General features: G+C 65.3%; 24 protein-coding genes. 8 read left to right on the top strand and 16 right to left on the bottom strand.

The window, feature by feature from the left end; translation table 11 throughout:
• Position 1 precedes the first annotated feature (1 nt).
• From VN706_23625 to VN706_23615, 3 genes are all read right to left on the bottom strand, one after another.
• Positions 2 to 1,186 carry an AAA family ATPase gene (locus VN706_23625; protein ID HXT18638.1) on the bottom strand — a complete coding sequence of 395 codons (1,185 nt, stop codon included), beginning with the start codon at positions 1,184 to 1,186 and terminating at the stop codon, positions 2 to 4.
• Between the two features lie 114 nt (positions 1,187 to 1,300).
• Positions 1,301 to 2,182 carry a prepilin peptidase gene (locus VN706_23620; protein HXT18637.1) on the bottom strand — a complete coding sequence of 294 codons (882 nt, stop codon included), beginning with the start codon at positions 2,180 to 2,182 and terminating at the stop codon, positions 1,301 to 1,303.
• Entirely contained in the window at positions 2,179 to 2,937 is a 759-nt protein-coding gene (locus VN706_23615) for an RNA methyltransferase (GenBank protein ID HXT18636.1), read from the bottom strand. The genes VN706_23620 and VN706_23615 overlap by 4 nt, the downstream gene beginning before the upstream one ends.
• A gap of 120 nt (positions 2,938 to 3,057) precedes the next feature.
• Between VN706_23615 and VN706_23610 the strand changes: the two genes are divergently transcribed.
• On the top strand, positions 3,058 to 3,840 hold the full coding sequence (locus tag VN706_23610; protein ID HXT18635.1) for a M48 family metallopeptidase: 783 nt from the start codon (positions 3,058 to 3,060) through the stop codon (positions 3,838 to 3,840).
• A gap of 66 nt (positions 3,841 to 3,906) precedes the next feature.
• Here the strand turns inward: VN706_23610 and VN706_23605 are convergent, their stop codons facing one another.
• Genes VN706_23605 through VN706_23590 form a run of 4 tightly spaced genes read right to left on the bottom strand, consistent with a single transcriptional unit; the run spans position 3,907 to position 7,661 of the window.
• Positions 3,907 to 4,731 (bottom strand): purine-nucleoside phosphorylase, encoded by an 825-nt coding sequence (locus VN706_23605; GenBank protein ID HXT18634.1) that lies wholly within the window; start codon positions 4,729 to 4,731, stop codon positions 3,907 to 3,909.
• Positions 4,728 to 5,768, bottom strand: a complete 1,041-nt coding sequence (gene add, locus VN706_23600) for an adenosine deaminase (protein ID HXT18633.1) — start codon at positions 5,766 to 5,768, stop codon at positions 4,728 to 4,730. The genes VN706_23605 and add overlap by 4 nt, the downstream gene beginning before the upstream one ends.
• 5 nt (positions 5,769 to 5,773) lie before the next feature.
• Positions 5,774 to 6,016: a hypothetical protein gene (locus tag VN706_23595; protein HXT18632.1), complete on the bottom strand. Its 243-nt coding sequence runs from the start codon at positions 6,014 to 6,016 to the stop codon at positions 5,774 to 5,776.
• A gap of 43 nt (positions 6,017 to 6,059) precedes the next feature.
• Positions 6,060 to 7,661 (bottom strand): 5'-nucleotidase C-terminal domain-containing protein, encoded by a 1,602-nt coding sequence (locus VN706_23590; protein HXT18631.1) that lies wholly within the window; start codon positions 7,659 to 7,661, stop codon positions 6,060 to 6,062.
• A 176-nt stretch (positions 7,662 to 7,837) separates the two neighbouring features.
• On the opposite strand from VN706_23590, the gene udk reads away from it, so the two are divergent.
• Genes udk through VN706_23575 form a run of 3 tightly spaced genes read left to right on the top strand, consistent with a single transcriptional unit; the run spans position 7,838 to position 10,940 of the window.
• Positions 7,838 to 8,515, top strand: coding sequence for a uridine kinase (gene udk / locus VN706_23585; protein ID HXT18630.1), 678 nt, complete (start codon positions 7,838 to 7,840; stop codon positions 8,513 to 8,515).
• Positions 8,512 to 9,225: a response regulator transcription factor gene (locus VN706_23580; protein HXT18629.1), complete on the top strand. Its 714-nt coding sequence runs from the start codon at positions 8,512 to 8,514 to the stop codon at positions 9,223 to 9,225. The genes udk and VN706_23580 overlap by 4 nt, the downstream gene beginning before the upstream one ends.
• Positions 9,222 to 10,940: an ATP-binding protein gene (locus VN706_23575; protein HXT18628.1), complete on the top strand. Its 1,719-nt coding sequence runs from the start codon at positions 9,222 to 9,224 to the stop codon at positions 10,938 to 10,940. Before VN706_23580 ends, VN706_23575 begins: the two co-directional genes overlap by 4 nt.
• On the opposite strand, the gene VN706_23570 is transcribed toward VN706_23575, so the two are convergent.
• The gene (locus VN706_23570) at positions 10,900 to 12,204 is read right to left on the bottom strand and encodes an ATP-grasp domain-containing protein (GenBank protein ID HXT18627.1); all 1,305 of its coding nucleotides are present in this window, start codon (positions 12,202 to 12,204) and stop codon (positions 10,900 to 10,902) included. The genes VN706_23575 and VN706_23570 overlap by 41 nt on opposite strands.
• A 136-nt stretch (positions 12,205 to 12,340) precedes the next feature.
• On the opposite strand from VN706_23570, the gene VN706_23565 reads away from it, so the two are divergent.
• Complete coding sequence (locus VN706_23565; protein ID HXT18626.1) at positions 12,341 to 13,972, top strand: Ppx/GppA phosphatase family protein; 1,632 nt, start codon at positions 12,341 to 12,343, stop codon at positions 13,970 to 13,972.
• A gap of 34 nt (positions 13,973 to 14,006) precedes the next feature.
• Here the strand turns inward: VN706_23565 and ppk1 are convergent, their stop codons facing one another.
• The 7 genes from ppk1 to pstS (VN706_23530) all read right to left on the bottom strand — a co-directional run bounded on the left by ppk1 (position 14,007) and on the right by pstS (VN706_23530) (position 21,590).
• On the bottom strand, positions 14,007 to 16,133 hold the full coding sequence (ppk1, locus tag VN706_23560; protein ID HXT18625.1) for a polyphosphate kinase 1: 2,127 nt from the start codon (positions 16,131 to 16,133) through the stop codon (positions 14,007 to 14,009).
• 156 nt (positions 16,134 to 16,289) lie between these two features.
• A complete protein-coding gene (gene phoU / locus VN706_23555; protein ID HXT18624.1) occupies positions 16,290 to 17,009 on the bottom strand; it encodes a phosphate signaling complex protein PhoU in 720 nt (239 codons plus the stop codon).
• On the bottom strand, positions 17,006 to 17,824 hold the full coding sequence (pstB, locus tag VN706_23550) for a phosphate ABC transporter ATP-binding protein PstB (GenBank protein ID HXT18623.1): 819 nt from the start codon (positions 17,822 to 17,824) through the stop codon (positions 17,006 to 17,008). Before pstB (VN706_23550) ends, phoU begins: the two co-directional genes overlap by 4 nt.
• Positions 17,821 to 18,585, bottom strand: coding sequence for a phosphate ABC transporter ATP-binding protein PstB (gene pstB, locus VN706_23545; protein HXT18622.1), 765 nt, complete (start codon positions 18,583 to 18,585; stop codon positions 17,821 to 17,823). Before pstB (VN706_23545) ends, pstB (VN706_23550) begins: the two co-directional genes overlap by 4 nt.
• A gap of 10 nt (positions 18,586 to 18,595) precedes the next feature.
• A complete protein-coding gene (pstA, locus tag VN706_23540; protein ID HXT18621.1) occupies positions 18,596 to 19,516 on the bottom strand; it encodes a phosphate ABC transporter permease PstA in 921 nt (306 codons plus the stop codon).
• Positions 19,513 to 20,499, bottom strand: coding sequence for a phosphate ABC transporter permease subunit PstC (gene pstC, locus VN706_23535; protein ID HXT18620.1), 987 nt, complete (start codon positions 20,497 to 20,499; stop codon positions 19,513 to 19,515). The genes pstA and pstC overlap by 4 nt, the downstream gene beginning before the upstream one ends.
• Positions 20,496 to 21,590: a phosphate ABC transporter substrate-binding protein PstS gene (gene pstS, locus VN706_23530; protein HXT18619.1), complete on the bottom strand. Its 1,095-nt coding sequence runs from the start codon at positions 21,588 to 21,590 to the stop codon at positions 20,496 to 20,498. The genes pstC and pstS (VN706_23530) overlap by 4 nt, the downstream gene beginning before the upstream one ends.
• Before the next feature lie 263 nt (positions 21,591 to 21,853).
• Between pstS (VN706_23530) and pstS (VN706_23525) the strand changes: the two genes are divergently transcribed.
• The 3 genes from pstS (VN706_23525) to VN706_23515 all read left to right on the top strand — a co-directional run bounded on the left by pstS (VN706_23525) (position 21,854) and on the right by VN706_23515 (position 25,197).
• The gene (gene pstS, locus VN706_23525; GenBank protein ID HXT18618.1) at positions 21,854 to 22,903 is read left to right on the top strand and encodes a phosphate ABC transporter substrate-binding protein PstS; all 1,050 of its coding nucleotides are present in this window, start codon (positions 21,854 to 21,856) and stop codon (positions 22,901 to 22,903) included.
• Positions 22,904 to 22,956: 53 nt separating this feature from the next.
• Entirely contained in the window at positions 22,957 to 24,201 is a 1,245-nt protein-coding gene (locus VN706_23520; protein ID HXT18617.1) for a hypothetical protein, read from the top strand.
• A 63-nt stretch (positions 24,202 to 24,264) separates the two neighbouring features.
• Positions 24,265 to 25,197: a CHAD domain-containing protein gene (locus tag VN706_23515; protein HXT18616.1), complete on the top strand. Its 933-nt coding sequence runs from the start codon at positions 24,265 to 24,267 to the stop codon at positions 25,195 to 25,197.
• Between the two features lie 68 nt (positions 25,198 to 25,265).
• On the opposite strand, the gene VN706_23510 is transcribed toward VN706_23515, so the two are convergent.
• The gene (locus VN706_23510; GenBank protein ID HXT18615.1) at positions 25,266 to 25,652 is read right to left on the bottom strand and encodes a GNAT family N-acetyltransferase; all 387 of its coding nucleotides are present in this window, start codon (positions 25,650 to 25,652) and stop codon (positions 25,266 to 25,268) included.
• Positions 25,653 to 25,718 lie beyond the last annotated feature (66 nt).

The raw sequence follows: 25,718 nt of genomic DNA, 5'->3' as shown, positions 1-25,718 counted from the left end.
CTCATGCGGCGGGACTTTCCTCCCACGCCACCTCGACGCCGGCCATGAGCCCGACGACGCGCGCGATGTCATGCCCGCGAATCACGATGCCTTCCTCCATCAGGCGATGGGCGAGATCCGACTCGAGCGGCGCCAACGCACCCGGTCGCGACGCGCGTGTCGTGGCCTCGGCCGGCACGCCCTCGGCGGGACCGCCGACCGGCGCGGGCGCGCCGACGAACAACGCCTCGAGCTCGGCGCCGAAGCGCTCGAACGCGCTCGGAGACTCGCGCGATTCGCGTGACTCGCGCTCGCGCCGTTCGCTCGCCTGTTTCTTCTCTTCCGCTTCGCGGACACGCTCGTCGCGAGCGAGCTGTTTGAGGAGCTCCACGCGCTGGCGAATCAGCTCTCCGGTGGCCGGCGAATACTCGGTGACGGCCTGCAGGTGCGCGCACGCTTCGTCGATCGCGTCGATCGCCTTGTCGGGGCGCATGCGGTCTTTGACGTGGCGGTCGGTGAGCTTGACCGCGGCGCGCAGCGCTTCGTCGGAAATGAGCACATTGTGATGCCGCTCCAACCGCTCCTTCCGCGCCTCGAGAATTTCCATCGTCTCGAGCTCGCCGAGCTCGCGGACGACCACCTTCTGGAAGCGGCGCTCCAGGGCCGGATCGCCCTCGACCCATTTCTCGTATTCGCCGCTGGTCGTCGCGCCGATGACGCGGAAATCGCCGCGCACGAGCGCGGGCTTGAGCATGTTGGCGGCATCCATCGCGGTGCCGATCGCCGTTCCCTGCCCGATGAGATTGTGCAGCTCGTCGATGAACAGGATCACGTCGGCCGCCGACGTCGCCTCGGCCACGATCGCGCGAACGCGCTCCTCGTACTGGCCGCGATACGTCGTACCGGCGAGCAAGGCCATGTGGTCCAGCGAAAGCAGCCGCGCCTGGCGCAATACGAGCGGAACGCTCTCGGCCGCGATGCGCTGCGCCAGGCCTTCGGCGATGGCTGTCTTGCCGACGCCCGCCGGCCCGACGAGCGTCGGGTTGTTCTTGCCGTGGCGCAGCAGAATGTCGATGACGCGCGCGACTTCGTTGTCGCGGCAGCGGACCGGCTCGAGCCGTCCGGCACGCGCGTCGGCGGTCAGGTCGCGGGTGAATCGCGCGAGTGAGCCACCGGCGGACTCGTTGCGGAGATATTCACCGATCATTGGTCAACGCGAGCATAGGGTCATCCCGAGCGTAGCGAGAGATCTGGCATCACGATAGAGGGACTGGCCACTCGGACCTGTACAGCAGATCCCTCGCTTCGCTCGGGATGACAGTCAGGCTCGGGTCAACCACGCCAACAGGGCGTCTCCCCAAAACAACGTCAATAAAGCCGCCGGTGCTAAAAATACCCCGAACGGCACCAACGGCGTCTCGAACGGCGGCGAGCCGAGCGCGAGCTCCGTCTGCTCGCGCGCGTGCCCACGGCGCAGCAACGCCACCGGAATCACGACGCCGGCGAACGCCACCGCACCAAGCGTGGCGCCCAGGAACACGGTGATCAACGCGCGCGTCGGTCCGAGTGCCGCACCGACGAACGCCATGAGCGTCACATCGCCCAAGCCCATTGCTTCGCGCTTCGTCATCACCTCGCCAAGCCAGCCGACGATGGCGATCATTCCCGCGCCGGCGCATGCACCGACCAGTGCATCGTACGGCGTGGCAAACACCTGGGTTTCGCCAAGGAAGAACGCGAGCACGGACGTCACGAGGGCGAACATTAAACCGAACAGCGTAAAGCCGTCGGGGATGAGATAGTGCTGCGCATCCGTCATCGCGACGCCCAGCAGCACGGTGGAGAACACGCCGACGCGCAGCGCGGTGAACGTGAAGCCGTAGTAGCGGGCGATGAGCAACCAGCCGATCGCGACGATGAGCTCGATCGCCGGGTACATCACCGAAATTGGCTCGTCGCAGCAGCGGCAGCGGCCGCGCAACGCGACCCAGCTCAGGATGGGGACGTTCTCGAACCAGGCGAGCTGATTGCCGCATCGCGGACAGCGCGATCGTGGCTTGATGATCGACTTCTCGCGCGGCCAGCGCACGATGCAGACGTTCAGGAACGAACCGGCGCACGCCCCGAGGAGGAACGCGTACATCTGCGCGAGGACTGGGGGAACCAGTGGGACGAGTGGAACGAGAGAAACGGCGTTGGTCACCGACGGAGCTCGTAGAGAAGGATGCCCGCCGCGACGGCCACGTTGAGTGATTCGACCGTCGAAGCGATGGGAAGCGCGACCAGCTTGTCCGCGCGATCCCGTGTTTGGGTGGAAAGCCCGCCGCCCTCGTTCCCCACGACGAGTCCGAGCCGCAGTGGTGCGGCTTGGGCCTCGATCGATTCGCCGGAGGCGTCAGCGGCCCAGATCGCCAGGCCGTGCGCCCGGCGGAACGTATCGAGATCGTCCCAGGTGCCGGAGAAACAGGGATGGTGGAAGTGCGCCCCCATCGCGCTACGGACGACTTTGGAGTTCCAGAGGTCAACCGTTCCCGGCAGGGAAAAAGTTGCCGAGGCTCCCAGGGCCGCCGCCGTACGAAGTATCGTCCCGACGTTGCCGGGATCCTGCACGGCGTCCAGAACGAGGAGCCTCATCGACTCAGCCGGCGTCAGCTCGGCCAGGGTGCCGCCGGGAATGACCGCGACCGCCAGGATCCCCTGCGGCGACTCGGTCTCAGCCGCACTTTCGAACTCGCGGTGGTCGACCTCGTCGACTGGAATGCCTTTGGCTTTGAGGTCTTCAACGAGGGCAGTACCGCGCGAGTTGTCGGCCAGCCCCGGACCGGTGAGGAGTCCCCGGATCTCGAGCGACGAGCGCGACAATTCCTCGACGGTTCGGATACCTTCCGCGATGAACAGCCCTTGGCGTTCCCTCGCTTTTCGGCGGCGGAGATCGCGGGCGAGGGTGAGCAGTTTCATGAGGAACGGGGTACGAAGAATCAGGCAAGCCAGGCAGAGCGCGAAACATGCATTGCCGGCGGTAGAAGCCACTCGGTGACGGGGCACCAACCTATGAGACGATTGTTGGCTGGCGCGGCAATGACCGCCGCCATGGGACTGGCGGGATGCGCAATCTCGCAGCAACAGGAAGTGCAGATCGGCGCGGAGCAGGCGCAGCAGGTCAACTCGCAGCTGCCTATCGTGCAGGATCCGGCGGTCAACCGGTATCTGAACACGCTGGGCGACTCGATTGCGCACGTCACGTCGCGCGCGGATCTCGACTGGCACTTCTACATGGTGAACACGAACGATTTCAACGCGTTCGCGCTGCCGGGCGGCTACATCTACGTGAATCGTGGCGTGGCCGAGCGGTCGGACACCATGGACCAGTTCGCGTCGGTGATCGCGCACGAGATCGGCCACGTCGTGCTGCGCCATTCCGTCAAGCAGATGGAGCAGATGCAGGGCGCCAACCTGGGCGCAACGGCGCTCTGTGTGCTCACGAGCATTTGCAACTCGGGCATCGCGCAGGCGGGTATTCAAGTGGGCGGCGCGGCGGTATTCGCGAAGTTCAGCCGAACGGACGAAGCGCAGGCTGATGCGGCGGGCGTGGATGAGCTGGTACGGGCGGGCATCAACCCGAACGGCATGCCGCAGATGTTCGAGAAGCTGTTGGCTGAGCGGCAGTCGCAACCCGGGGCGCTGGACGCGTTCTTCGCGGATCACCCGCTGGAGGAGGATCGCATCACGGCGTCGCGCGACCAGGTGGCGAAGGTGAACCCGGCGATCATCCGGACGCTGACGACGGACTCGCCGGCGTTCCAGCAGTTCAAGCAGCGCGTAAGAACGTTGCCGGCGCCGCCGCAGACGCGGGCGAGGTAGAGATACGCTCGTCATCCCGAGCGAGCGAAGCGAGTCGCTGCGCGCCTCCGCTCGGGATGACGAGTGCTAGAGCCGCCCCACCACCCCCCGCACCAGCGCCTTGAACTTCCCCGCCACCCGCTCGGTGGTCTCCAGCACCTCGGCATGCGTAATAGGATTATTAGATAATCCACATGCCAGATTTGTAATACAGCTGAATCCGAGCACCCGCATGCCCCGCGCGCGGGCCACGAGCACTTCGGGGACCGTGGACATGCCCGTGGCATCCGCGCCGAGCAGCGCCAGCATCCGCACCTCGGCCTGCGTCTCGTACGCAGGACCGGTCAGCGCGGCGTAGACGCCCTCGCGCAAGTTGATCCCCTGCTCCGCCGCGACCGCGCGCGCGATGTCCGAGAGACCGCGGTCGTACGGCTCGGACATGTCGGGAAAGCGGATGTCGCCCTCCTCCACCGCGCCGATCAGCGGATTCTGGAACATCAGATTGATGTGATCGCGAATCAGCATCAGATCGCCCGGCTGCCACAGGCGATTCACCCCACCGGCCGCATTCGACACGATCAGCGTCCGCACGCCAAGCGCGTCGAGCACGCGCGCGGGAAACGCGGCGAGGCGAACGTCGTGCCCCTCGTATAAATGGAAGCGTCCCGCGAGCGCGACGACGAACTTCCCGGCGAGGGTGCCGGCGATCATTGCACCCGCATGCCCCGCAACGGTGGCGTTCGGAAAGCCTGGAATCTCGGCGTACGGTACGCGTGCGACTGCGTCGATCTCGTTCGCGAGTCCGCCAAGCCCGGAGCCGAGCACGATGGCGGCGGCGGGTGTCCTGGCCCCGACTTTCGCGTGCAGCATCTCCGCCGCGGTGCGCGCCGCACTCGTACCAAACTCACTCATACCGCGCCCCGCAGTCCGTCGATTTCCTGCTGCGCGGCGGTGAGCAGCGTCTCGCGTTCCGCCCAGGGCAGAAACGCACTCTCGAACGAGTTGAGCGCGATCGCGCACAATTCATCGAAGTCAAACCCCATCTTCGTGGCGGCGAGCACGTACTCGTCGGTGAGCGTCGTACCGCTCATCAAGCGATTGTCGGTGTTGAGCACGACGTTCATGCCGGCGTCGAAGTAGCGGCGCAGCGGGTGCTTCTCGTACGACTCCACGGCGTGCGTCTGTACGTTGCTGGTGAGACAGATCTCGAGCGCGATGCGCCGGTCGTTCACATACTGCGTGAGCGATTCGTCTTCGTACAGCCGAGTCGCGTGACCGATGCGATGCGCGCCGCAAACGTGCACTGCGTCGCGGACGTACGACGCGTCCGCGCCTTCGCCGGCGTGACAGGTGCACGCGAGATCGTTCTCGCGCGCGTAGGCGAACGCCGCCGCATGTGCCGAGGCTGGATTGCCCAGCTCTCCGCCCGCGAGGTCGAACGCGACGACGCCGCGCCGCTTGTACGCCACGGCCAACCGCGACAGTTCCATCGACACGTCGGGCGACAGATGACGCAACCCGCAGACGATCACGCGCGCCATCGCCCCGCCCTCACGCTCGGCGCGCTCCAATCCGCGCAGCGGCGCCTCGACCGCTTCACCGAGCGACAATCCCTTACGCACGTTGAGCACCGGTGCGTACCGCACCTCGATGTACCGCACGCCATCCTTCGCCGCGTCGATCGACAGCTCGTATGCGATCCGCTCGAGCGCGTCGGCGGTTTGCATCACCGACAACGTCACGTCGAAGCGCGCGAGATAATCTTCCAGGCTCCGCGCGTCATCGACGCGCATGTACTCGCGCAGCGAGTCCACGTCGTCCCGCGGCATGGCGACCTTGTATTCCGTGCCGAGGTCGAGCAACGTCGCCGGACGTACGGATCCGTCGAGGTGACAGTGCAACTCCGCCTTCGGCAAGCGCCGAAGGAGCTCCGAGTGGATGAGCGTCACGAGGGTCAGCTCTCCACGTCAGACGACGCGGCGCGGTCGCGGTTGGCGATGAGGCGAAGAATCGAGCCGGCGCTCATGGGCGTCGACGTGTCGATCGGCAGTCCGCGACTATCGGTAATGAGGCGGCGTCCGTCCACGACCTCGTCGGCCGCGGCGCCGTCGAACGCGCGCACTGCGTCCAAGGCGCTCGCGTCGCGCGGGACGTCGACTCCAGAGGCATTTACGAATACTCGAATGGTATCAGGCATGTGCGAGAATCATCATGGAATCCATGCACCCGCCGAAGGGACGCTACGGCGCGCGCAAGAGCCTGGGAATCGCCTCGGCCGGCACGATCTTCCAGTTCCGATGAAAATAATCACTCGGGTGAATGGTGCCGCGGTTGCGCACCTCGTCGATCAGCAACTGCCGGATCTCGAGCTGCCGGTCGTACACCACCGGCGCACCACGCAGCATCGAGAAGCCGCCGCCGCCCGTCTGCCGATAGTTGTTGAGCGCCATCGTGAAGCTGTCCGTCGCCGCGACGGGCCGGCCGTTGTACTCGAGCTGCGTCACGCGCTCGCCCACCGGTCGCGACACATCGAGCGTGTAATCCACGCCCGCGACAACATCGTAGTTGAAGCCGGGAATCTGCGGATCGACGTCCACCGTCCCGTCGTCGCGCCGGCGGAAATAGCGGGCGCTCTGCTCGAGGTACGCGCGCAGCTGCGCGCCGGAGATCTTCACGGCGCGCAGCGTGTTGTCGTAGGGATAGAGCGCCGCGAGCCGTGCGACCGTGATCGGGCCCGGTCCCATCGATGCGCTCGTCTCGAACACCGCCGTCGACGCGAGCTGCGCCCCGGAGATCTTGCGCTCCACCTCGAGCACGAAGTCGGTGATCGGCGAATCGATCACGCGCGCCGAATCGGCGCGCCAGGCCACCGGCGTGTTACCGATGGCGGCCGTCGCATAGCGGAGCGTCGCGCGATGCCCTTCCGCCGTCACCGCAAGCACCGCCGGACTCTCGCGATGATGCAGCATCTGCACGGTGGTGCTTCGGCGGGACACAACCTGATACCGTCCGTTGCGACGCTCGACGACGAGATGCGCGACGCCGACGCTCTGCGCCCAGTTCTTCGGTTGCATCAGGAGCGTGGTGCCGATGAGCGTGTCCCGCATTTCCTTATGAGAATGCCCGTACACGATGAGATCGATGCCGCGCACCTCGTGCGCGACGCGCGCCGCGACGTTCTCGCTCGGAACGCCAGTCGACACGGTGTCGTAGCTCGACGGCTCGTCGAGCCCCGAGTGCAACAACACGATGACCACGTCGGCGCCTGAGTTCCGCGCGTCGCGCACGGCATCGCGCACTTCGGGCACGATGTCGCGAATCACCACCCGCCCAGCGAGGTTGTCGCGATCCCAGACCATTGAACCGGGCGTCGTCGCGCCCACCAACGCGACGCGCACGCCGCGTCGCGTCGAGAGCGCCCAGCCGCGAAACCGCCGGCGGCCATCGGGCGAATACGCATTCGTCGCGAGCAGCGGGAAGCTCGCTTCGGCGATCGCGCGATCGAGATACGCCACGCCGTAGTTGAACTCGTGATTGCCGATCGCGGCCGCGTCGTACTGAATGGCGTTCATCGCGGCGATGACGGGATTCCGCATCGTGGTGTCGACTCGAGCCGCCACATACGCCAGTGGACTGCCCTGAATGATGTCGCCCGCGTCCACGACGATGGGGTACGTCACCGACACCCGGCGCAGCGAGTCGACGACGGTCGCGACGCGCGCCAGACCGCGCAGCGAATCGGGGGCATCGGCGTAATAGTCCCACCCGCGCACGCGCCCGTGCACATCGGTGGTCGCCGCAACGACCAGATCGACGGATCCGTTACCTTGCAACGGGCTCACGCCCGTGCACGCCGCGCACAAAAGGCAGGCGGCGACGCTCCAGAATCTTCGCATCTTCCAACCTAGTCGCCGCGCGCGGTCCGATACCAGATTGTGACACTCCCACGCCTTTTTTTCGCCCAGCGGGACCACGAGCTTTCTCCCTGCGTGACCAGTCCGCAAGCGGTGGTGGTGCGATGAAACCGTTCATCATCGGCATCGCGGGCGGATCGGGATCGGGCAAGTCCACGGTGGCCCGGAACGTCGCCCAGGCGCTGCACACGGAGACGGTCGCCTTCATCGACATGGACGCCTACTACCGGAACTACGCGACCCTGACGTTGGATGAGCGGCGCAAGATCAACTGGGACCACCCGGACGCGTTCGATTGGGAGCTATTGATCGACCAGCTGGGCCGACTCGCCTCGGGGGAGTCGATCGAGAAGCCGGTGTACGACTTCGTGACGCATACGCGCAGCGACAAAACGGTCGTCGTGCCGCCGGCGCAGGTCGTGGTGATCGACGGCATTCTGTTGTTCAGCGACGCACGCGTCCGTGATCTCTGCGACGTAAAAGTGTTTGTCGACGCCGACGCGGACATCCGGCTCATTCGGCGGATTCGCCGCGACATCAAGAAGCGGGGCCGTCCGCTCGATGAAGTGATCGAACAGTATCTCACCACCGTGCAACCGATGCATCTTCAATTCGTTGAACCCTCCAAACGCTACGCCGATCTGATCGTGCCTCGCGGCGGACACAACGCGGTGGCCATCGAGATGATCGTCGCGAAGATTCAGCGGCGCATCGCGCAAACGCGTTCGGCTCCAGGCGGACTTTCGAGCGAAGATGCGAAGCGCCCAGGTGAGCAATTATGACCACAACCGGCGAGCGCGTGCTCGTCGTCGACGACGAAGCGGACATCGTCGCGTTGGTGGCATTCCATCTCGTGAAGGCGGGCTATCGAGTCTCGACGGCGTCGACCGGTCCGGATGCCGTCGCCGCGGCGCGGCAGGAGCGGCCGGCGCTGATCGTACTCGACCTCATGCTTCCCGGCGCGTCCGGCTACGAAGTGCTCGAGCTGCTCCGCGCCAATCCCGCCACGCGCGACATTGCGGTGCTCATGCTCACCGCTCGCCGCGAAGAGCAAGATCGTATTAGAGGACTCTCACTCGGCGCAGATGACTATCTGACGAAGCCGTTCAGCCCGCAAGAGCTGGTGCTTCGCGTCGGCGCCATCCTGCGCCGCATGAGTGCCGGCGGCGTCGGGCCCGCCGACATCATCACGTTCGGCCCCGTCACCATCGACCGCGCGGAGCATCGCGTGACCGTCGAAGGACGATTGATCGACCTCACGCCGACGGAATACAAGCTCCTCCTCATTCTTGCCGAGCGGCGGGGCCGGGTGCAGAGCCGGGCGCATCTGCTCGAAACGGTGTGGGATGCCGCGCCCGACATTCAGACGCGCACCGTGGACATGCACGTGCAGCGCTTGCGCGCGAAGCTTGGGCCGGCGGGCGATGCGATCGAGACGGTGCGTGGGTTCGGCTACCGCATGAAGAGTCCCCCGCAGCGCACCTCCGTGTGACGCTCGCCAAACGGCTGCTCGTCGGGTCGCTCGTCATCGTCGTCGTCCTGATCGCGGGCATCGGTGCGATCGCCGGCAGCCGGTTGCGAACGCGCCTCGCGGAAGAAACGCAGCGCGAGCTCGAGCGCGAGGCGCGGCTCGTCGGCATCTCGTGGGTGCGCGGCATCGACGTCGACTCACTCGCCAATGCCGCGGGCGCGGCCCTCGGCCGGCGCGTGACGCTGATCGATTCGAGCGGCGTCGTCGAAGGCGACTCGGAGTTCGATGGCGAGGCGTTGCATCACCTGCAGAATCACTACAATCGAGTAGAGGTCGCCGCGGCGAGGCTGCATGGCGTCGGGCACTCGATGCGCATCAGTCCATCGGCCGGCGACGATGAAGTCTACGTCGCTGTGAAGCACCCGCTGGGCTACACCCGCGTGTCGGTGACCACGGCCAAGTTTCGCGAGATCGTCGCCGGCGCGCAGCGCGACGTCATCATCTCCGGCCTCATCGCGCTGCTGGGCGCGATCATTCTTGCGTATGCGTTCTCGCGCAGCGTCTCGCGGCCAATCATCGAGCTGCGCGACGTCGCGAAGGCCATCGCCGCCGGCGAGCTCGAACGCCGGCCCGCGCTGTCGGCGCCGGGCGAAATCGGCGATCTCGCGATGGCGCTGCATCGCATGACCGAGCAACTCGCCTCGCGATTGTCCGCGCTCGAGTCGGAGGATGCACTGCTCAACGCCGTGATCGAATCGCTCGACGAAGGCATTGTAGCGGTGAATGCGCGCGGCGACGTCGCGCGACTCAACTCGAGCGCGCGGCGCTTGCTCGCCTTGTCCGCGGCCGTGCCGTTCTCCACCGATCTCTTGCCGCCCGAACGTCTCATTCGCGAGGCGATTCGCGGCGCGACGTCCGGGGTCGCGACGGAGCCGACCGAGCTGGCGCTCGAGCATCGCAATTTACTCATCACGGCACGTCCGCTCGCCGACGGCGGTGCGGTGCTCGCGATTGCCGATCTCACGACGCAGCGCCGTCTCGAGACCATTCGCCGTGATTTCGTCGCGAACGTGTCGCACGAGCTCAAGACACCGCTCACCGTCATCGGTGGCTTCGCCGAGACGCTGCGCGATCGCGAGCTCGACGACGCAGACCGGCTTCGCTTCATCGATACCATCGAAGCGAACACGCGCCGCATGCAACGCATCGTCGATGATCTGCTCGATCTCTCGCGCTACGAGTCCGGCAACTGGGTGCCGAACATCGCGTCAAATGATCTGGCGGGCGTGGTACAGGACGTCTTCACGAGCGTGCATCGCGCCGCCGATTCAAAAGGACTCGCGCTCGCGTTCCAAGCGCCGGCCGAAGCGCGCCGGGTCGATGCGGATTCAACGGCGTTGCGGCAGGTGCTCACGAACCTCGTCGAGAACGCGGTGCGGCATACGAGTAGCGGCGGCATCACCGTTCGCGCCGAAGCCCCCGCGGCCGGCGGTACGACGATCAGCGTGCGCGATACGGGCAGCGGAATTCCGACGGAGCACATTGGCCGCATCTTCGAACGCTTCTATCGCGTCGATCCCGCGCGTTCGCGCGGTGAAGGCGGAACGGGACTCGGGCTCGCGATCGTTCGGCACCTCGTCGAAGCGCACGGCGGTGCGGTGCGCGCCGAGAGTGTCGTGGGTCAGGGCACGACCATCACCGTGCACTTTCCCGCGCGGCGCTCGCCGCCGGCCTGATTGCGAGGCGTTCTCGCAGCGCACGCTCGAACAGCGTGCGCCGCGACGACAGCCACTCCCGCGATTCACGCGCGAACGGCCGCGGATCGTCGAGACGAAACACAGCGTCGGTCTCCGCGCGCAGCGTGGTTGCGACGAAAGCCGCAACCGACCGCGCGCGGCTCATTCGACCGCCCTGAAGATTCAACCGCTCGGCTGAATGTCGCATGCGCACGGCGAGGTGATCGACGTCTCCCCAGAACCAGCGCATGCGTCTGCCAATAGCGTATTCAGGCTGATCGCGTCGCGCGTCCCCCAGTGCGGCGCGCACGAGCAAGCCGGGAAAGTCGACACCCGAATCGATCGCCAGCTGCAGCCCGCCCCAAAATCGCGCGTTCACTTCCATCAAATACGGAACGCCCGTGCGATTATCGATCTTGAATTCCACCATCGCCGGCCCGCGCCAATCCGCGGCGCGCAGCAACGCCTCGGATTGCTCGGCCAGTTGCGGATCGAGTGAAGCGCTCGTGCCGTAGGTCATCTCGCCGCCGGACGGCGGACGCTCGCGAATCCGTCGATGCGCGAATCGCGCGATCGCGCGGCCATCCCACATCAGGAACAGCGCAGCCAGACCGCTGCCGACAATCCGCTCCTGCGCGAGCAATGGAAACGCCGCGTCGTCGAGCGTCGCGGCGAGTCGCTCGAGCGACTTGCGGTCATTGGCGTACACGACGTCGAGCTTGCACAGGCGGCCGTTCTGCATGCGCACTGAGCACGATGGCTTGAGCACGACCGGAAAACGGAGCGCGCCGGTTACGGCACCGACGAGTTCTTCGCGGCGCGTGACGTAACGCTGTTCCGGCACCGTGATGCCGAACGACGCCGCGCATTCGATGACGCGCGACTTGTCGGAGAGTTGCGCGTGGCTTTCAGCTGATCCGAACGGAATCGTCGCCGGTAAGAATGCATCGCGCGCCGGCAAGAGCGTCTGGAGCGCGGCATCGGTGACCGGGATAATGACGTCGATCTGGTTTCGGCGCACTTCGTCGGCGACTCGGGTCGCGAACGCCGTCGGATCATCGCGCGCACCGGGCATCACGAGCTCGCGCGCGGTGAATCGCGAGACACCGGCCAACGATCGCGCATTCGACGACTGCACGAACACCCGATGGCCCGTGCGGCCGAGGGAGCGCACGATGGCGAGCGCGGCGCGTTGCTCGCCGTCGGTGACGAGGACACGCGCCTGTAGCGGCCGAGCTTGGTCGGCGCCGGAAATGAGTGGCACGATCCGATGTGTTTACAAATTCGACGCCAGCGAGGCGGCCGGCCGCGGGTCGTCCGTCTCGACATCCGCGCGGTCTGGGGCCGGGCGTTCTGACGCGTCTCATCATACTCTGACGAGCCTCACCATATATTGAAGCATGTCGTCGGCCATTTCCCTGGCGCGTGACGCGCCGCGCGGCGGTGTAGCACCGGGTCATCGGCGTGTCGCCGCGATCGACATCGGATCGAATTCGATTCGCCAGATCGTGGCCGACGTGTCGGCCGAAGGCGCCATTCAGGTCGTCGACGAAATGAAGGCGGCGCCGCGTCTCGCGTCCGGCCTCGCGGCAACCGGCGCCATCTCCGATACCTCGATGACCGCCGCGCTCGACGCCATCGAACGCATGGCGACGCTCGCGCGACAGCTCGGCGCCGAACGCATCGACGCCGTCGCGACGAGCGCGGTGCGCGAGGCGAGCAACGCCGCGGCGTTTCTCGCGCACATTCATCGCGTCACCGGACTCAAGGTGCGCGTCCTCTCCGGCGACGAGGAAGCGCGGCTCAGCTTTCGCAGCGCCGTCGCGCATTTCGACATGGGCGTCGGTCGCACGGTCGTGATGGACATTGGCGGCGGCTCGCTCGAGTTGGCGCTGACAGCCGAAGGTGTGATCGAACGGCTCACGTCCCTGCCCTTCGGCGCAATTCGCCTCACCGAAGAGTTCTTCAGCGACGGTGTGACGCCGAAGGCAGTTCGCAAGCTGCGGCGCGCCGTCGCCGACGGCATCAAGGACGAGTTGCCGCGGCGCGACTGGCGCGGCGCGCAGATCATTGGATCCGGCGGCACGTTCACGAACCTCGCCGGCATCTATCTCTCGCGACAAGGCATTCTCACCGCGCGATCGGTGCACGCGGCACACATCCCGCGGGCGGATCTCGAGCACATTCTCGACACGCTCGCGGATTTGCCGCCCGAGGAACGGCGCGAATTGCCCGGGCTCAATCCCGAGCGCGCCGACATCATCGTTGCCGGCGTCGCCACGGCCGCCGAAGTGCTGCGGCGTGTCGAGGGACGCGAGATCGTGGTGTCGCGCTACGGAATTCGTGAAGGGATTTTGCTCGAGGCCGCGCGCGTGGTGCCGACCATCGCCGATCCCGGCGAAGCGCGCGCCCGATCCGTCACCGAGTTCGCGCAGCGCTGTCACGTCGAGCAGCCGCACTCGTCACACGTGCAGGAGCTGGCGCTGATGTTGTTCGACGCGATCGGTCCGCGCATCGGCTGCACGCCCGACGATCGCGATGCGCTCTCCGACGCGGCGCTGCTCCACGACTCGGGATATCACATCAGCTACGAGCGGCATCACAAGCATTCGTACCATCTGGTGCTGCACGCCGACCTGCTTGGCATGCCACCATCAGAGCAGGTGGTGATCGCCAATGTCGCACGCTACCACCGGGGCGCACCGCCGAAGAAAAAGCATCGCAATTACGGCATGCTCGACAAGGCGCTGCGCCGGCGCATCAAGCTGCTCTCGGCCATGTTGCGTGTGGCCGACGGGTTCGACCGCGGGCACGTGAGCGCGGTGAAGGGACTCAAGGTCCGGTGGATGCAGCGCGCGCTGCGCGTCACGCCGATGCCGGCGCATGCCCGCGCATCGATGCGCCTCGAGATGTGGGGGGCGAATCGCAAGTCGGCGCTGCTCGCGGACGTGATCGGCGCGCCGGTCGAGATTGTCGCGCCCGACGGCGCCGTGCTGTCGTCGGAGACCATCGAGTCCGGCGAGCTGGAGTAGCACCGATCGCGTCGACACCGCGATCAGCAATCTCTCAATCGCCCGCGGACGGCGCGCTCTCGACTTCGTCACGCGCTGGGAACGACTCCCGCAGGCCGCCCCACGAATTGCGCAGGAGCCGCTCGTGCGACGCGCGCACTTGGCCGTTCGGCTGACGCTGTGTCCACTCGCCGTCGCAATTCAGTTCCCACGCCTGGCGATTGTCCTGCAGATACGTGGTCAGCAGTGCACGCAACCGTTCGTGCGATGCGCGACTCTCGACCGGCGCAACGGCTTCCACGCGCCGATCGAAGTTGCGCGGCATCCAATCCGAAGACCCGACATAGAACTCTTCGGCGCCCGCATTCTGGAAGTACCAGAGCCGGGAATGTTCAAGGAAACGGCCGATGATGCTCGTCACGCGAATGCGGTCGCTCACGCCATCGAGCCCCGGCCGCAGACAGCAGATGCCGCGCACGATGAGATCGATGTCGACTCCCGCCTGCGACGCGCGATACAACTCGTCGATGATTTCCGCGTCGACCAGCGCGTTCATCTTTCCGATGATGCGAGCCGGCCGCCCCGCGAGCGCGTGATCGGTCTCACGCCGGATCAGCTCGATGAACCGGTCACGCAAGTTGAGCGGCGCCACGAACAGCTTGCGATACAAGCGCTGGCGCGAGTAGCCGGTGAGCGAGTTGAACAAGTCGCTCACGTCCGCACCGATCGATGGACTGCACGTAATCAATCCGACGTCGGTGTAGAGACGGGCCGTCTTCGAATTGTAGTTGCCGCTGCCCAGGTGGATGTAGCGGCGCATACCGTCCGCCTCGCGTCGAACCACGAGAGCGGTTTTGACGTGGGTCTTGAGCGTCGCTGACCCGAACGCCACGTGCACGCCGGCATCTTCGAGCTGCCGCGCCCACGTGATGTTGTTGGCTTCATCGAACCGCGCCTTGAGCTCGACGATGACGGCGACCTGCTTGCCGCGCTGCGCCGCTTCGACGAGCGCATCGACCAGCGCCGTGTCGCCGGAGGTTCGATACAGGGTGAGCTTGATCGCCAGCACCTGTGGATCTTCGGCGGCTTCCTGCAGGAATCGCTCGACGGACGCGGTGAAGGAATCGAACGGATGATGCAGCAACACGTCGCTCTCACGAACGATGTCGAAGATGCTCTGTCCGTCGCGCAGCTCGGCGGGGATGATCGGCGAGAACGGCGGGTCGTGCAGCGCGGGAATGTCGAGCGCGGCCAGCGTCATCAACTCGCTCAGATCGAGCAACGTGCCAACCTCGTGGACGTCGCGGTCGGTGAGTCGCGCCGCCTCGGGCACGTTCTCTTCGCGCAATTCGTCCAGCAGCAGCGTGCGCAGATGCGAGGGCATGTCCTCCTGCACCTCGAGCCGCACGACTTCGCCGAATCGGCGATTGTAGACCTGCTCCTCGATCGTCGCCAGCAGATCTTCCGGCTCTTCGACCGGAATCTCGAGATCGGAGTAGCGCGTGAGGCGGAAGGCGTACCACGCGACGATGTCCATCCCCGAGAACAGCGAACTGAGGTTGGCGCCAATCACCTGCTCGAGCGGAACGAAGTGCGACGGGCGACCGCCGACGGGAATCCAACGCGGCAAGCTGCGCGGCACCTTCACGCGCGCGAAGCGCACCGCGCCGCTTTCCGGATCTCTAATCTCGACCGCCAGCGACAGCGAGAGATTCGAGATGTACGGAAATGGATGCCCGGGATCGACCGCGAGCGGCGTCAACACGGGAAAGATCTGCGACTCGAAGTACTCGTCGATCTCTCCCCATTCGCTCGGCGTGAGATCCTTGACCGCAAGCAACTTTACGCCGGCGGGTGCCAGCTCATCGAGCAGGTCAACGAGACAGCGCCGTTGCAGCGAGGTGAGTCGCGCGATTTCGGCCGCGATCGCGTCGAGTTGTTCCTGGGGTGTGAGACCGTCGGGCGGCGTCTTGGCGACTCCGGCCGCGACCTGCCGCCGCAGGCCCGCGACGCGAACCATGTAGAACTCGTCGAGGTTCGCGCTGAAGATCCCGAGGAACTTGACGCGCTCGAGCAGCGGCACGCGCGAATCGAGCGCCTGGTGCAGCACGCGAGCATTGAACGCAAGCCAGCTGAGCTCGCGATTCAAATACAGCGAGGCGCCGGTGATTTTCTCGGTCATGAAGGGGCCAGTCGGGCAGAGAACGTCTCTTTTACTAATAGCGCGTTTGCGCGGTCGCTCACCAGCCCCTTCGTGATGATTCACGTCACGAGCACGTCACAACGGTACTTGACAAACGGTGCGTCGCGCGGCGAGGGCCTCCAGGCGCTTCAGTGCTCACCTCCCGGCACCACTGACCGGCACGCTCTCCTCGGCGTGATGCTTGATCTGCTTGCCCTCGGCAAGAAATACCGCGTCTTCGCCGATGTTCGTCGCGAGGTCGGCCACGCGCTCGAGGTTGCGGCTGACGAGAAACAACTCCAGCGACGGCGTGATCGTCCGCGCGTCTTCCATCATGTGGGTTACCAGAATGCGAAAGACGGAGTTGTGCATCGCATCCACTTCGTCGTCGGCGCGGCAGACCTGACGTCCGAGTGTGCCGTCGGCTCTCACGAACGCGGTGAGCGCGTCGCGTAACATCTGCCGCGCGCGCCGTGCCATCTCGGCGATCTCGGGATCTGGCGTGATCACCGTCGTCGTCGCGGCCAGGCGCATGGCGCTTTGCGCGATGTTGACCGCGTGGTCGCCGACGCGCTCAAGATCGTTCGTGACCTTGATCGAGGAAATGATGAAGCGGAGGTCGCGCGCCATGGGCTGCTGCAGCGCGAGCAATCCAATTGCCTGATCCTCGACTTCCACCTCGAGCATGTCGAGCTCCTTGTCGCCGGCGAGCACGGCTTCCGCCATGTTCGCGTCGCGACTGAGCAACGCGTCGACCGACAGATCGAGCAATGACGTTGCGAGGTCCGACATGTCGAGGAGGCGCTGCTTGAGATGCGCCAGTTGATCGTGAAAATGCCGGAAGCCAACGGCCGCGGTACTTTCGGCGGGTGTCATCCGAACCTCCCGGTGATGTATGCCTCGGTCCGTTCGTTGACCGGGCTCGTGAACATGCGATCGGTCGGCCCGACTTCGATGAGCTGACCCAGATAGAAGAACGCGGTCGAATCCGATACGCGCGCCGCCTGCTGCAGATTGTGCGTGACGATGATGATCGTGAGGTCGCGTTTCAGCTCGTAGACCAGCTCTTCGATCTTTTGCGTCGCGATCGGGTCGAGCGCGCTCGCCGGTTCGTCGAGGAGCAACACCTCGGGCTCGTTCGCCAGCGTCCGCGCGATGCACATGCGTTGCTGTTGCCCACCCGAAAGTCCGAGCGCGCTCTGGCGCAGACGATCCTTCACCTCGTCCCACAGCGCCGCGCGCTGCAACGCCGATTCGACGATCGCGTCGAGATCGGCTCGATTGCGAATTCCGTTGATCTTCGGCCCGTACGCAACGTTGTCGTAAATCGATTTCGGAAACGGATTCCAGCGCTGAAACACCATGCCCACGCGGCGGCGCAGTGTCACCGGGTCGATATCGCCCGTGTACACGTCGGTCTCGTCGAGACAGATCGTGCCTTCGTGCCGAACGCCGGGCAACAGCGCGTTCATGCGATTAATCGATCGCAGAAACGTCGACTTGCCGCAGCCCGACGGTCCGATCAGCGCCGTGACGCTCCGCGGTTCCATCGACAGGGTGATACCGTGCAGCGCCTGCTTGGGCCCGTACCAGAACGAGAAGTTGTCAGCCGACACGGCTCCGCGCTCAGTGGCTCCGTCGTTCGCGCCGTTTTCGCCCGGCGCCGATCGCCCAACGCCCACCGCGGTCATCCGAACCTCCCCGTCACGTACGCTTCCGTGCGCGAATCTTTTGGCGTCGTGAACATCGAGTTCGTCGGGGCGTACTCGATCAATTCTCCGGCGAGCATGAACGCCGTGCGATCGGACATGCGCGCCGCCTGTTGCATGTTGTGCGTCACGATGATGATCGTCACCTGCGAGCGCAGCTCGTAGACGAGCTCTTCGACGCGCTGTGTGCTGATCGGATCGAGCGACGCGGTCGGCTCATCGAGCAGCAGCACGCGCGGCGACGTCGCAAGCGCACGCGCGATGCACAGTCGCTGCTGCTGTCCGCCCGACAGCGCAACCGCGCTCGTGTGCAAACGATCTTTCACTTCGTCCCACAGGGCCGCGCGGCGCAGCGCCTGCTCGACGACGCCGTCGGTGTCGCGCCGCGATGGCCGCTCACCGCGCGGCAACACCTTGAGCCCTGCCGCGACATTGCCGCGAATCGACATCGTGGGAAACGGCGTCGGCCGTTGAAACACCATGCCGATGTGCCGGCGCACGCTGATCGCGCTCACGCCGTGCTCATAGATGTCGCGCCCGTCGAAGCGCACTTCGCCTTCGACACGCGCGCCGGCGACTGTCTCGTGCATGCGATTCAAGCACCGCAACAACGTCGACTTTCCACAGCCCGACGGTCCGATGATCGCGGTGACCTCTCCCGTCGGCACGGCGAACCTCACATCGCGCACGACGCGCGACGCACCGAAGTACGCATCGAGCGCGTCGACACCGATCGCCGGCACCTGCGCCGGCTCAGTCGCCGCCGGGTCCAAAGCGGGAACGGGTAGCGAAGCGGGCCGCGAGGCTGATGACGAGGACGAGACCGAGGAGGACGAGCGCCCCCGCCCAGGCTTGCGCGTGCCAGTCGTCGTAGGGAGAAATTGCATAGTTGTAGATCTGCATGGGTAACGCAGCGATCGGCTGCGTCGGCGACAGCGACCAGAATTGATTGCCGAACGCCGTGAAAATCAGTGGTGCGGTCTCGCCCGCGATGCGCGCCACCGCCACGAGCGCGCCGGTGACGATCCCCGGCAGCGCGGTACGCAACACCACCGCGAGCGACGTACGCCAGCGCGTGTACCCCAACGCCAGCGCCGCCTCGCGCATCGACACTGGCACGAGCCGAATCATCTCTTCCGTCGTGCGCGTCACGAGCGGAATCATCATTCCCGCGAGGGCGATACCACCCGCTAACGCGGAGAAATGCTTGAACGGTTTGACGAGCAGGCCCCAGGCGAAGATGCCAAGCACGATCGACGGCAATCCGTTCAACACGTCGGAGAGAAAGCGAACGACCGTCGCCAACTTTCCATTCCGCTGCTCCGCGAGATACAACCCGGCGCCAATCCCCACCGGCAATCCAATCGCCGATGCGAGCAGCACGATGATCCCGGTGCCGACGATCGCGTTCGCCATTCCGCCGTGTGCGTCGCCCGGTGCAGCCGGAATCCTCGTGAAGAAATCCCAGTTCACCGACGACGCACCTTCCCGCATCAAATGCCACACGATCAGAATGAGCGGAAGAATCGCCACAGCCGCCGCAGCATACGTCAGCGCGATCATGACACGGCTCGTGAAGTGCCGGCGCCGCAGCGTACGCGCCGTGCCCGCCGCGAGCATGTCGCGGTACGAGCGCGCAGGGCGTCGCCCCGTCGGCAGGGCAGCCGCGGTCATGCGCCGGCTCGCGCGGTACGCCACACGAGCCAGCGCGCGATCGCGTTCACGATCACCGTGATCACGAACAGCCCCGCACCGACCGCCATCAACGACGCCATGTGCAAATCACTCGTCGCCTCGCTGAACTCGTTCGCGATGAGCGAGGCCATCGTATAGCCCGGCTGAAACAGGGATGCGCTGATCTCATGGCGATTGCCGATCACCATCGTCACCGCCATCGTCTCACCCAGCGCTCGCCCCAGCCCGAGAATGATCCCGCCGATGATGCCGGAGCGCGCATACGGCAGCACGGCATCCCAGATCATCTCCCATCGCGTCGCACCGAGTGCGAGCGCGGCTTCGCGCTGCGAGCGCGGCACCGCCATCAATACCTCGCGCGTCACCGCGGAGATGTATGGCAAAATCATGATGGCGAGGATCACGCCGGCGGCGAACATGCTCGGACCGTACGCGGGACCGGAGAACAGCGGAAAGTCGCCGAGATGCAGCGTGTCTTTCACGAAGGGCATGAAGTGCGCGCGAATCGCCGGCACGAGCACCAGAATGCCCCACAGCCCGTAGACGACGCTGGGAATCGCCGCGAGAAGATCCACGAAGAACGCGATCGGTTGGCGAATCCACCGCGGCGCAAACTCGGACAGAAAGATTGCCACTCCGACCGCAAGCGGCGTCGCGATGATCAGCGCGACAAGCGAGGAAACGATCGTTCCGAAGACGGCAGGCGCCGCGCCGAAATGGCCATTGACCGCGTCCCATCCACTGTCGGTGAAGAAGCCGAGACCGAACGCGCGAAGCGCGGGCCAACCCGCCTTGAACACCACCCATGCGATGAGCACGAGCAGCACCGGTACAACGAGCGCCATTCCGGTCGTCACGGCGCGATAGACGCGATCGCCCGTCGACGAACCCTCGATTCGTACCCTGGGCTGCACCGCCGCGCTGGGCGGCGGCGTGATCGGCGAGACGGAGCCGTAGGTCACTTCGGGCTTCCGGCGGCGAGCGAGTCCACGCGCGCCGTCAACCGCGATACGAGCGACGGCGGCAGCGGCGCGTAGAAGAGCGTCGACACCTCCTGCTCGCCCGTCAAATACATCCACTTCATGAAATCGGTGAGCTTCTTCGCCTTGGCCGCGTTCGGCATGGTCTTGTACACGAGGAGCCACGTCATCGATGCGATCGGATACGCCTGGGCGCCGGGCGCATTCACGATCGAGATGCGATAGTCCGTATTCGCGCCGAGTTTCTCCGCGGCGCCCGCCGCCGCTGCTGTCGCACCTTCGACTGACGGTGCCACGAATTGGCCGGCCGCATTCTGCAGCAGTGCAGTCGGAAGATTGTTTTGCTTGGCGTACGCGAGCTCGACGTATCCCACGCCGCCCGCGGTCTGCTTGATGACACCCGCCACTCCATCGTTGCCTTTGCCGCCGAGACCAACGGGCCATTGCAGGTCTTTGCCCTTTCCCGGACCCGTCTTCCACGCCGGACTCACCGTGCTCAGATAATCAGAGAACATGAATGTCGTGCCGCTGCCATCCGAGCGATGCGCGACGAGTACGTCAGTGGCAGGCAGCCTCACACCGGCGTTGAGCGCGGCGATGCGCGTGTCGTTCCACTTGTTGATCGTGCCGAGAAAAATGTCGGCGAGCACCGGACCGGTGAGCCTGATCGGCTGCGTCACACCCGGAAGATTGTACGCGATCGCGACGGCGCCGATCACCGTCGGAAAATGAACTACCGGTCCGCCTTTCGCCGCTTGCAGCTCGGCGTCGGACATCGGCGCGTCGGACGCGCCGAAATCAACCGTTTGCTCTTGCAGCTGCTTGACACCGCCACCCGAGCCGATCGGCTGATAGTTGATGTTCACGTTCGCTTTCGATGAGTATTCCTTGAACCACTTGTCATAGATCGGGTACGGGAAGGTCGCACCCGCACCGTTCAGGTCCGCACCCGACGCGCCGCCCGTGGTCGACGCCGCGACCTTCGAGCTATCGCCCGTTGTCTTTGTGTTGTCGGCGTTCGAGCCACAGGCCCAGGCAACGCAAACAAGCGCGACGATCGGCCAACGTCTCACGAATCACTCCGGCAGCGGATGGTTTTCTTTGCTCGGCACAGGCGCGGAATGCGCCGTCAAAGCCTTGCCGAACGCTCGCCGCATCGTGCAACCGTCCAGGTAACGTCATGTAACGGCCATGTAACGGAGCTCGGCTCGAGGCCGGCCGTTCTCATTCGGCACAGCCAGTGACGCAAGCGTTACACACGATCCATGGCTCCTTTACGAGTCGCATGGAGGTTGAGGCGCACTACCAACCCCCACAACGACAACAGGAGCACCTCGTGATCGCACGCGTTTCGAGTTACGCGAGATACGTCGGACTGGCTGCGCTCACCGCGCTGGCGTTTGTCCCGCGGCTCTCCGCGCAGGATTTGAACGGCGCCGGCGCCACGTTCCCGGCACCGCTTTACGCGAAGTGGTTCAAGGACTACGCGGCGAAGACTGGCGTACAGATCAACTATCAGCCGATCGGCTCGGGCGGCGGCGTCAAACAGTTCACCGAAGGCACAGTCGATTTCGGCGCCTCCGACGCGCCGATGACCGACGAAGAGATCTCGAAGCTCAAGACGCCGGCCTATCACATCCCGACCGTGCTCGGCGCGGTCGTCATCACGTACAATCTGCCGAATCTCGGCAAGCCGCTGAACTTCACCGGCGATCTCATCGCCAACATCTTCCTCGGCAAGATCACCAAGTGGAACGACTCGCAGATCGCCGCGCTCAACAAAGGCGTCACGCTGCCGAATAAGGATATTCTCGTCGTGCATCGCTCGGACGGCAGCGGCACGACGTACATCTTCTCTGATTATCTGACCGACGTGAGCACGGCGTGGAAGTCCGGCCCGGGCAGGGGCAAGGATCTCCAGTGGCCCGTCGGTTTGGGCGGCAAGGGCAATGACGGCGTCGCGGGTCAGGTCGCGCAGGTGCCGGGAGCGATCGGCTATATCGAGCTCGCGTACGCGCGTCAGAAGAAACTGCCCTACGGCGCGATCAGGAACTCCGCGGGCACGTTCGTGCTGCCCTCGATCGAATCGGTCACCGAAGCGGCGGCGGGCATCGCCACGAGGCTTCCGGCGAACACGGATTTCCGCGTCTCGATCGTCAATGCGCCGGGCAAGACCGCGTATCCGATCTCGTCGTTCACCTACCTGCTCGTGAGCCAGACGCAGGCCGATCCCGCCAAGGGCAAGAAGCTCATCGACTTCATCAAGTGGGCAATCCACGACGGCGAGAATGACGCGCCGGGACTCGATTATTCGCCGCTGCCGAAATCGATCGTCGCGATGCTCGACAAGCGCCTCGGCATGGTGAAGAACGTCGCATCGAAGTAGAGCAGTTCAGAGTAGTGCGAATCCCCCACTCCCTTCCCTCACGCCAGACACTCATGACCTATCGCTCCTTGCGACTCCTTGCGACGGCCATCGTCGTCGCGCTCGCGCCAACAACGGGGTTTGCGCAGCAACCAGCCGCACCGACCGTGGTCACCCCGGCCTTTGATTTTTCAGGCGTCATCTTCGGCAGCTACAACTACCGACTCGACTCGCTCGGCCAGGCGCAGAATGGCGGCCAACATGTGAATCAGTTCAGTCTCGACCGCGCGTACTTGACGTTTCGCATGCCCGCGGGCGACAACGGCGCGATTCGCGTCACCACGGACGTATTTCAAAACACGAATGCCGCACAGAACGCCTATTACCAGGGCTGGGCAGTGCGCATCAAATACGCGTACCTCCAGTACACGGGCCTGCGCAACGAGTTCGGGACGGGCTCGAGTCTCCTCGGACGCATCGGTATCCTGCACACTGTCGTGATCGATCATGAGGAAGGCTCCTGGCCGCGGTACTTGCAGCAGACGGCCATCGAGCGTTCAGGCTTCTTCTCGTCGGCCGACGGCGGCGTCGCGGGTCTCGCGACGCTCGGCAACCACATGGGCGAGATCTACGGCACGATCACGAACGGCCCAGGATACACGTCGTTCGAGAAGGACCGGTTCAAAGATTTCGCCCTGCGCCTCTCGCTGACGCCGCTCGGGAACGAGAAGGACATGAACGCCATCGTCAAGTCGTTCACGATCTCGCCCTGGTTCTACAAAGGTTGGGTCGGGAGCAACTTTGCGACTGGCGGCGCGGGTCAGGTCGGACCGGGCACAAACGGCGCGATCACGGGCGGTCTGCAGCGCGACCGCTACGGCATCTTCGTCGGCGTGAAGGAACGTCGCGTGAATGCCGGCGCCGAATGGGCCGTCCGTAAGGACGCGAGCGAGACGGACGCCAATACGATCGCTGCGCCCCGCGTCGAACACGATTCCACCGGCCGCCTGCTCGACGGGTTCGTCGTCTTCCGCCCCATCGAATTGTTCGACGCGTCGCAGAAGTCGGGTCTGCAGCTGATCGCCCGCTTCGACCACTTCACGCCGAACACGAGTCCGACCGCCGCGAATTACGCCGGCACCACACCCTCGCTCAACTTCTGGATTCTCGGCGCATCGTATGATCTCAATCAGAAGCTGACGTTCGCACTCGATTGGCAGAAGCAACACGGAGTCAGCTTCCCCACATCGACCGCCACGAACCTGCGCGCGCCGGCGGATGCATCGAGTCTCTTCCTGCACTTCCAGGCGAACTTCTAATCAGATCAAAGTTCACTATCGTGGCGGGGACCGTCGCATGAGGTCGCGATAGATTCTCATTGCATGCGCGTCGACCTCGCTACGCTCTCGTCACCAGTCGCCCAGGGCATTCGCCTCGTGGCCCTCGGCCTGCTCGAGGACGCGCACGGGGCTGCCGTGCGAATCGCCACGGCGACCGATCCGGACGCGCTGCATGACTTTCGCGTCGCGGTTCGGCGGCTCCGCAGCTGGTTGCGCGCGTTCGACGACGAGCTTGGAGATGCCGTTCGAGGCAAGGATCGCCGCCGGCTGCGCGACCTGGCGCACGCGACCAACGCCGCGCGTGACATCGAGGTGCAGCTCGCCTGGCTCGGCGGTGCCGCGAAGGGATTTCGCGTCAAGCGCCGGCGCGGCGCCGATTGGCTCGCGCAATATCTCATCGCGCGGCATCCCCTCGCTGATGGACAGGGGAACACCGCGCTGCTCGCGTCTGTCGACAAGGTCGGCCATTCGCTCGTCGAACGCCTCGCCGTGTTCGAGCAGCCGCTCGAAGCGCCGCATGGGGGCGTGACGCTGGCCCGCGCGATCGCGCTTCGTATCGCGCCGCACGTCGATGCCCTCGGCGACGAGCTGTCGAACGTTCACAATGTCCACGACGAATCTGAAGTGCACGAGGCGCGGATCGACGCGAAGCGGCTGCGCTATCTCACCGAACCTGCCGTCGACTCAGTCGCCGCCGGCGCCGAACTGCTCGCGAGGCTCAAATCACTGCAAGACGAATTGGGCGCGTTGCACGACGCGCACGTCATGATTCACGAACTGCGCCGCGCACTCGAACTCGCCTCGACGGACGCTCCCGACGCGCGCGACGGGCTCCTCGCCCTGGCCGAGCGTGCGAGGGCAGATGCCCGCGGCGCATTCGCTCGCGCACGTGCGGATTGGCTGAACGGACAGTTCGCGACGTTCGCGACCGCCGCCACGGACTTCGCCGAGCGCCTCGCCGGCGTGCACGAGTAGTGGATGCCTTGCTCTCCGCTTTCGAAGCTGGGCCAACGATTGACCGACGCCATGCGTCGCGGTCGCCGTTACGGCATCCACGCCGGCGGATCGCTGGCCGGGAACGTTTCGTCCACCGCCTCATCGATAGCCGCGTCGTCGCCGCGCTCCAAACTGGGCTCCGACGACATCAACCCGCGATACTCCGGATGCCGCCCGATATACGCGGTGATGAACGGACACTTCACCGCGACGCGCAACCCCTGCCGCTTCGCGTCCTCCAACACGTAATGCGCGAGCGCGCTGCCCACGCCTTTCCCCTCTAACGTTGATGGGACAGCGGTGTGCGTGAAGACGATCGTGTCGCCGCGGTGCTCGTAGGCCACCATGGCCACCTCGTCGTGTCCCGCGACGCGCGCCTCATATCGCGACGCATCCTCCGCGTTCGCGAACGTAATGTGTTGGCTCGATTCCATTCGTCCCGCCGGTTGCCGATATCGTAGTATATCGGCGATGGCCAGTCGTCGCGCGCCAGGGAAACG

The sequence above is a fragment of the Gemmatimonadaceae bacterium genome, from assembly GCA_035606695.1.
Classification (GTDB): domain Bacteria; phylum Gemmatimonadota; class Gemmatimonadetes; order Gemmatimonadales; family Gemmatimonadaceae; genus JAQBQB01.
This window is presented reverse-complemented; position numbering and strand designations above follow the sequence as displayed.